This is a genomic window from Streptomyces sp. TAA204, from assembly GCF_000424965.1.
The window spans coordinates 437,438-444,166 of record NZ_AUKW01000005.1; the positions used below are offsets into that span (position 1 = coordinate 437,438).

The 6,729-nt window shown below is 68.5% G+C and carries 8 protein-coding genes and 1 rRNA gene; 6 read left to right on the forward strand and 3 right to left on the reverse strand.

The features are described from left to right. The first annotated feature begins 12 nt into the window (after nt 1-12). From H343_RS0112760 to H343_RS0112770, 3 genes are all read left to right on the forward strand, one after another. A complete protein-coding gene (locus tag H343_RS0112760; protein ID WP_037903476.1) occupies nt 13-438 on the forward strand; it encodes an NfeD family protein in 426 nt (141 codons plus the stop codon). A gap of 97 nt (nt 439-535) precedes the next feature. After that, nucleotides 536-1,492: an SPFH domain-containing protein gene (locus H343_RS0112765; protein WP_028431473.1), complete on the forward strand. Its 957-nt coding sequence runs from the start codon at nt 536-538 to the stop codon at nt 1,490-1,492. A gap of 73 nt (nt 1,493-1,565) precedes the next feature. Next, nucleotides 1,566-2,333, forward strand: a complete 768-nt coding sequence (locus H343_RS0112770) for a sulfite exporter TauE/SafE family protein (RefSeq protein ID WP_028431474.1) — start codon at nt 1,566-1,568, stop codon at nt 2,331-2,333. A gap of 74 nt (nt 2,334-2,407) precedes the next feature. Here H343_RS0112770 and H343_RS0112775 read toward each other — a convergent pair whose 3' ends face one another. Together H343_RS0112775 and H343_RS0112780 are read right to left on the reverse strand one after the other, a co-directional pair. Next, a complete protein-coding gene (locus tag H343_RS0112775; protein WP_028431475.1) occupies nt 2,408-2,944 on the reverse strand; it encodes an HNH endonuclease in 537 nt (178 codons plus the stop codon). Nucleotides 2,945-3,369: 425 nt separating this feature from the next. Continuing rightward, on the reverse strand, nt 3,370-3,909 hold the full coding sequence (locus H343_RS0112780; RefSeq protein ID WP_028431476.1) for a YbhB/YbcL family Raf kinase inhibitor-like protein: 540 nt from the start codon (nt 3,907-3,909) through the stop codon (nt 3,370-3,372). A 112-nt stretch (nt 3,910-4,021) separates the two neighbouring features. Here H343_RS0112780 and H343_RS0112785 point away from each other — a divergent pair, with 112 nt between their 5' ends. Further along, nucleotides 4,022-4,462: a barstar family protein gene (locus tag H343_RS0112785; protein ID WP_028431477.1), complete on the forward strand. Its 441-nt coding sequence runs from the start codon at nt 4,022-4,024 to the stop codon at nt 4,460-4,462. A gap of 104 nt (nt 4,463-4,566) precedes the next feature. Here H343_RS0112785 and H343_RS0112790 read toward each other — a convergent pair whose 3' ends face one another. After that, nucleotides 4,567-5,349, reverse strand: a complete 783-nt coding sequence (locus tag H343_RS0112790; protein WP_028431478.1) for a sporulation protein — start codon at nt 5,347-5,349, stop codon at nt 4,567-4,569. 163 nt (nt 5,350-5,512) lie between these two features. Between H343_RS0112790 and H343_RS0112795 the strand changes: the two genes are divergently transcribed. Continuing rightward, entirely contained in the window at nt 5,513-6,208 is a 696-nt protein-coding gene (locus tag H343_RS0112795) for a DNA-3-methyladenine glycosylase (protein WP_028431479.1), read from the forward strand. Between the two features lie 402 nt (nt 6,209-6,610). Continuing rightward, nucleotides 6,611-6,729, forward strand: a 16S ribosomal RNA gene (locus H343_RS0112800); the annotation flags it as partial.

Below are 6,729 nucleotides of genomic sequence, written 5' to 3' on the forward strand. Positions count from 1 at the left end.
TACCATGGCTGTGTGGACGCATGGGTGTGGTGGTTGATTGCCGCGGTAGGGCTGGGGATTCCACTCGTCCTCACCGCGATGCCGGAATTCGGAATGCTCGCGGTCGGCGGTGTCGCCGGAGCCGTGACGGCCGGGCTGGGCGGGGGAATGGTCGCGCAGGTGCTCGTCTTCGCGATCGTCTCCAGCGCCCTGATATTGGTCGTACGGCCCATGGCGCGGCGCTCGCGGACCCAGCCCCCTGCCATGAGCAGCGGCGTGGACGCGCTGCGCGGAAGGCAGGCGACCGTACTGGAGCGGGTGGACGGCCAGGGCGGGCGGATCAAGCTGGCCGGCGAGGTCTGGTCGGCCCGGGCGCTGGACGGCGGACAGGCGTACGAGCCGGGCAGCCAGGTCGACGTGGTCGAGATCGACGGAGCCACGGCGATCGTGATGGGATAGCGGCCAACAACCGTACGTACACGGCGCGTTGCCGTGCGACGATGTTCTTCGATCTTATCGACGTCATTATCAGTGACATACGTGCAGGGGGACGGCGATGGACGCCATCATCATTGTCCTGATCATCCTGGTGGTGCTTGTCTTCATCGCACTCATCAAGACGATCCAGGTCATCCCGCAGGCCAGCGCCGCCATCGTCGAGCGCTTCGGCCGCTACACCCGTACGCTCAACGCGGGCCTGAACATCGTGGTCCCCTTCATCGACACCGTCCGCAACAGGGTCGACCTGCGTGAACAGGTCGTGCCCTTCCCCCCGCAGCCGGTGATCACCCAGGACAACCTGGTCGTCAACATCGACACCGTCATCTATTACCAGGTCACCGACGCCCGCGCCGCCACGTACGAAGTCGCCAGCTACATCCAGGCGATCGAGCAGCTCACCGTGACCACGCTCCGCAACATCATCGGCGGCATGGACCTGGAGCGGACCCTCACCTCCCGTGAGGAGATCAACGCGGCGCTTCGCGGTGTGCTCGACGAGGCCACCGGAAAGTGGGGAATCCGCGTCAACCGCGTCGAGTTGAAGGCCATCGAGCCGCCGACCTCCATCCAGGACTCGATGGAGAAGCAGATGCGCGCCGACCGCGACAAGCGCGCGGCCATCCTCCAGGCCGAAGGCGTAAGGCAGTCGGCCATCCTCACCGCGGAGGGCGAGAAGCAGTCCTCGATCCTGCGCGCCGAGGGCGAGGCCCGCTCCGCTGCCCTGCGCGCCGAGGGCGAGGCGCAGGCCATCCGTACGGTCTTCGAGTCGATCCACGCGGGCGACCCGGACCAGAAGCTGCTGTCGTACCAGTACCTGCAGATGCTCCCGAAGATCGCCGAGGGCGACGCCAACAAGCTGTGGATCGTGCCCAGCGAGATCGGCGACGCGCTCAAGGGCCTCGGCGGCGCGCTCGACGGATTCCGGCCGGGCGGCGGCAACGGAGGCAACAGCGGCGGCGGGGACGCGGCGAGCATGGTCAAGCCGCCACGGGAGAGGCCGAAGATCGACTGAGACCCGCTGACGCACACCGGACGCCCCTCATGCATGATCAGTGTGCAGGCACTGATCAGGAGGGGCGTTTCGTGTGACCATCTGGGAGGCACTCGCCGTCGCCGTCGCGGGCGTCGGCGCCGGAGCCATCAACACCATCGTCGGCTCCGGAACCCTGATCACCTTCCCGGTGCTGCTCGCCGTCGGCCTTCCGCCCGTCACCGCCAACGTCTCGAACGCCCTCGGGCTCGTTCCCGGTTCGGTCAGCGGCGCCATCGGCTACAGGCGCGAACTGCGGGGGCAGAGGCGGCGCGTACTGCTCCTCGGCGTGGTCGCTCTCGCCGGAGCCCTCGCCGGTGCCGCGCTGCTCATCACGCTTCCGTCCAGCGCCTTCGACATGATCGTCCCCGCCCTCATCGGCGTGGCGCTCTTCCTCGTCGTACTCCAGCCGTGGCTGGCCCGCCTCACCCAGCGCCGACGTGAGCGGCGCGGCACCACGCCTCATCCGAACGGCGGCGCGCTGCTGCCGGGCGGACTGCTGCTGGCCAGCGCCTACGGCGGGTACTTCGGTGCCGCCCAGGGCATCATCTACCTCGCCCTGATGGGGATGTTCCTCGACGAGAGCCTGCAGCGGATCAACGCCGTCAAGAACGTCCTCGGCGCGATCGTCAACGGCGCCGCCGCCGCCTTCTTCCTCTTCGTCGCCGACTTCGACTGGACGGCCGTCCTGCTGATCGCCGTGGGCAGCGCGGTCGGCGGCCAGTTCGGGGCCCTGATCGGACGCCGGATGCCGCCGGCCGCGCTGCGGGCCGTGATCGTGGCGGTCGGCACCGTCGCGATCGTCCAGTTGCTGCTGCGCTGAGGCCCGCGCGGTACGTCCGGTACGTCCGGTACGTCCGGCACGTCCGGCACGTCCGGCACGCCCTCCGCGCGGGGTCAGGCGGTGGCGGGCAGTGCCGCGGAGGCCGCCGGTGCGGACACCGTGAGCCACTCGGGCAGCGTCTCCCCGTCCCGCAGGCCCAGTGCCAGAAGCAGCGCGTCGGCGGGGGTCGGCTCGAAGGGCTTCACCGACATCGCCATGCCCGCCTGCGCGGGCGTACGGTCAGCCTTACGGTGATTGTCCGCCGCGCAGGCCGCGACCGTGTTGAGCCAGGTGTCCGCGCCGCCCTGCGAACGCGGCAGCACGTGATCCACCGTGGTCGCACGGCGCCCGCAGTACGCGCACCTGTGCCGGTCCCTGACGAGGACACCGCGCCGCGACCACGGGGCCCGTTGTCGGAACGGGACCCGTACATATCTGCAGAGCCTGATCACCTGCGGCACGGGAAGATCGATGCTCGCCGCCCTCACGCGGAGACCGGGGTGCGAGTGCTCCACGACAGCCTTGTCCTGCATCACCAGGACCACGGCGCGTCGCAGCGAGACCGTCGAGAGCGGCTCGAAGCTCGCGTTGAGGACCAGTGTCTCGCGCATCCCCTGCACCTCCCCGATTCCCTCCCGCCTCCGTGGCGGTGGCTCCACTGTGCCGTTGCCCGATCTCCGGAACAACGCAATTTCAGCCTGCTGTACGGAAGATGGAGCGGAGAGGCGGAAAAGATGAAGGCGGGACACGGAATCCGGACACCGGGAAGAGAATTCGGCCTCCCCGGAGGGAATTGCGGGAGCCGGCGACTCCGGGCACCGAATCAGCGGCATGAAAAGAAGGCAGCCAGCGGCGGGCCTTCGCGGAACAAGGGGCAGCCGACGCGGTCGTCCGGCCCCCGGCCCGACTCCGGCGGACGGCCGGCGCAGACACGAGCGCCCCGCCGTCCCCGCACTGCGGTGCCGGCTGCCCGGCACCACTGTGCGATCAGGGACGGCGGGGCGCAAAGGGTTTTGCTGCCCTGCCCGCTCCCGGATCAGCTCCCGTCGGGCTCCTCGTGCAGCCCGATCAACTGGGCACGCCCGATGGTCTTGAAGCGCAGATTGAAGCCCACGAATGCGGGGGAGCCGTCCGCGTCCGGCCCCAGCTTCTCCTCACCCACCGCGTAGACGGTGAAGACGTAGCGGTGCGGACCGTCCCCGGGCGGCGGCGCGGCTCCCCCGAAGTCCCGGGTCCCGAAGTCGTTGCGTACGTGCACCGCACCCTCGGGAAGCCCCGGCATGTCACCCGTGCCGGCACCGGCGGGCAGCTCGGTGACGGAGACCGGGATGTCGAAGACGGACCAGTGCCAGAAGCCGCTGCCCGTGGGGGCGTCCGGGTCGAAGCAGGTCACCGCGAAGCTGCGGGTGTCCGGGGGGAAGCCCTCCCAGCGCAGATGGGGGGAGATGTTGCCCTTCGCGTACAACTGCTCCGGACGCAGCCGGCCGCCCTCGGAGACGTCCTCACTCACCACCTCGAACGAGGCCACGGGCGGGTGGAAGTCGTGGGGGAGCGGCGGTTGCTTCTGCTCGGTCACGTCGGAACCTCCTGATGGCACGAATCGCTGCACCGGCCAGCCTAACGAGCCATTGTCCCGGTCTTTGTCACCATGGTGGCTACGACGAGACCTGCAAAGCGGTGGTGCGACGATGACCAGTCCCGTGGACCTGCCAGAACTGCCAGAACTGCCCGACGAGGGCCTGCCCGGCCTCTTCGAGGGCACCGTTCCGCCCGGTGTGTACCGCTGCGCCTCCGTGGGCCCGGACGTGCTGATGCAGGCGGAGGCCGCGAACTGGACCGGCGCCGTGATCGACCTCAGCGACGTGACCGACAAGGCGGAGTTCATGAACCGCTGCGTCACGGGGCTGGAGCTGCCCGACTGGTTCGGACGCAACTGGGACGCGCTCGCCGACTCCCTCACCGACCTGTCGTGGTGGGGGGAGACGAACGGATATCTGCTGATGACCGCGGGCTGGCCGGGTTTCGAACAGGCGGACCCCAACGCCGCCGCCACCGCCGTCAACGTCTTCACCGCGGCGGTCGGCTACTGGGCGGTGCGCGACGCGCCGCTGACCGTTCTTCTCGGCTGACCCGGCCCGTACAGGCACGCGGCCGGGCGGCGGGCGGCGAGTACGCCGCACCCCACCCGGCCGGTCACGAGGACTTCAGCCCGGCCGCCGGTCCGGCCGCCGGATCACATCCAGTTCCGCCGCCCCCCGACCTCGGTCAGCCACTGGTTGATGAAGGCCGTCCAGTCCGTGCCCTGGTAGTCGGCGAGGTTCACCTGGAACGCGCGGAAGGAGTCGCTGCCACCGGTGAACAGGCCCGGCTTCTTGTCCATCTCCATCACGACGTCCATCTCGTGGCCGTCGGCCACGAACGACAGCTCGACCTGGGAGAGCCCGCGGAACTGCTGCGGGGCGAAGAACTCGATCTCCTGGTAGAAGGGCAGCTGCTGCCGCGTACCGCGGATGCGCCCCTTCTCCATGTCGGCCGACTTGAAGCGGAACCCGAGCGACCCGAAGGCGTCCAGGATGGCCTGCTGCGCGGGCAGGGCGTGCACGTTCACCGGGTCGATGTCCGTGGAGTCGACGGCCTGGGCGATCGCCAGCTCGGTCGAGACGCCGATGCTCATGCCGGTCAGCTGCTGCCCCATGAACATCGTGACCGGTGTCTCCCACGGCACGGCGAGCTGGAAGGGCACGGTGTGCTTCGCCCCCTCCTTCAGCTCCAGGGCGCCCCCGAGCTGCTGCCGGCCGAACTCGATGTTCTGCTTCATCTCCCCGTCGTTGGTCTCGACCTCGACCTTCGCCATGAGGCCGACGGACAGCCCCTGGATCTGCTGGTCCACGGAGCCGGCCTCTATGTGCACCTCACCCTGCACGACCCCGCCCGGTACCACGTTCGGCTCGTGCAGCACGGTGTCCACCGACGCACTTCCGACGCCCAGACTCGCGAACAGCTTCTTGAAACCCATCTCTCCAGTCCCTCCCAGGCACTTCTCATGTCTCCGGCGATCACAGCCGGGCGGTTCCTGCTACGACTTACGCCCTCCGGGCCCCGGCGGTTCCATCCCGGACGCAAGAGCCGAACCGGCGAAGGCGCAGCACGTTCCCCTTCCTCCGTTACCCTCGGGCGGCATGATCGCTGGCCGAGACCGTACGCGAAGGAGCGATGGCGGCCACACACCGCTGCCCCGCTCCTTCTTCGACCGCCCCGTCCTCGAGGTCGCGCCCGATCTGCTCGGCCGCCATCTGGTCCGCACGGGCGACGGGAGCCGGATCGTCCTGCGCATCACCGAGGTCGAGGCGTACGCGGGGGAGGCGGACCCCGGCTCGCACGCCTTCCGCGGGCGCACCCGCCGCAACGCCTCGATGTTCGGCCCCCCGGGCCACGCGTATGTGTACTTCATCTACGGGATGTGGTTCAGCCTCAACCTCGTGTGCGGACCGGAGGGCCACGCCGGCGGTGTCCTCCTGCGCGCGGGCGAGGTCCTGACCGGGGAGGAACACGCCCGCAGACGCCGGCCCAAGGCCCGCAACGACGCGGAGCTTGCCAAGGGCCCGGCGCGACTGGCGACGGCGCTGGACGTGGACAAGGCACTGAACGGCATCGACCTCTGCTCCCCGGACGACAAGGCTCCGCTCGGCGTCCTGGCCGGTGATCCCGTCCCTGGCGACCGGGTGCGCAGCGGGCCCCGTACGGGTGTGGGCGGTGCCGGAGCACTCCACCCGTGGCGGTACTGGACCGACGGCGATCCCACGGTGAGCCCCTACCGTGCTCACCAGCCCCGGCAGCGCCGGAGGTCGCTTGACTCCGGTCGACCGAAGGTCTAACGTTGACCGAGTCGCTGAAACCGGGCAGGCAATCGCCCAGGCGTCAAGCCGAGCGGATGCCCCGGATGCGACCAAACACTACCTACGACTTCCCATACGGGATCGCATTCGGCATGCCGAAATTCGGTCCAGGGGCTCCGATTAGGAGTCGGCAGGGAAATCCGCTAAAGTAGTGGACACCGAGAGGGAAACGTCCGGAGAGGCCCTGTGAGGGGTTTTGAAGGGATCGTCCGTTCTTTGAGAACTCAACAGTGTGCCAAAAGTCAACGCCAGATATGTTGATACCTCGTGCCTCACAGTTTTGTGGGGTGGGGTTTCTTTGAGATTGATCAGCGAGGATGTTGTGCATGCCGGGATGATTCCTCCCGGTGGTGCCGCTCTTCGGTGGTTGCTGATGAAGCATTCACGGAGAGTTTGATCCTGGCTCAGGACGAACGCTGGCGGCGTGCTTAACACATGCAAGTCGAACGATGAAGCCCTTTCGGGGGTGGATTAGTGGCGAACGGGTGAGTAACACGTGG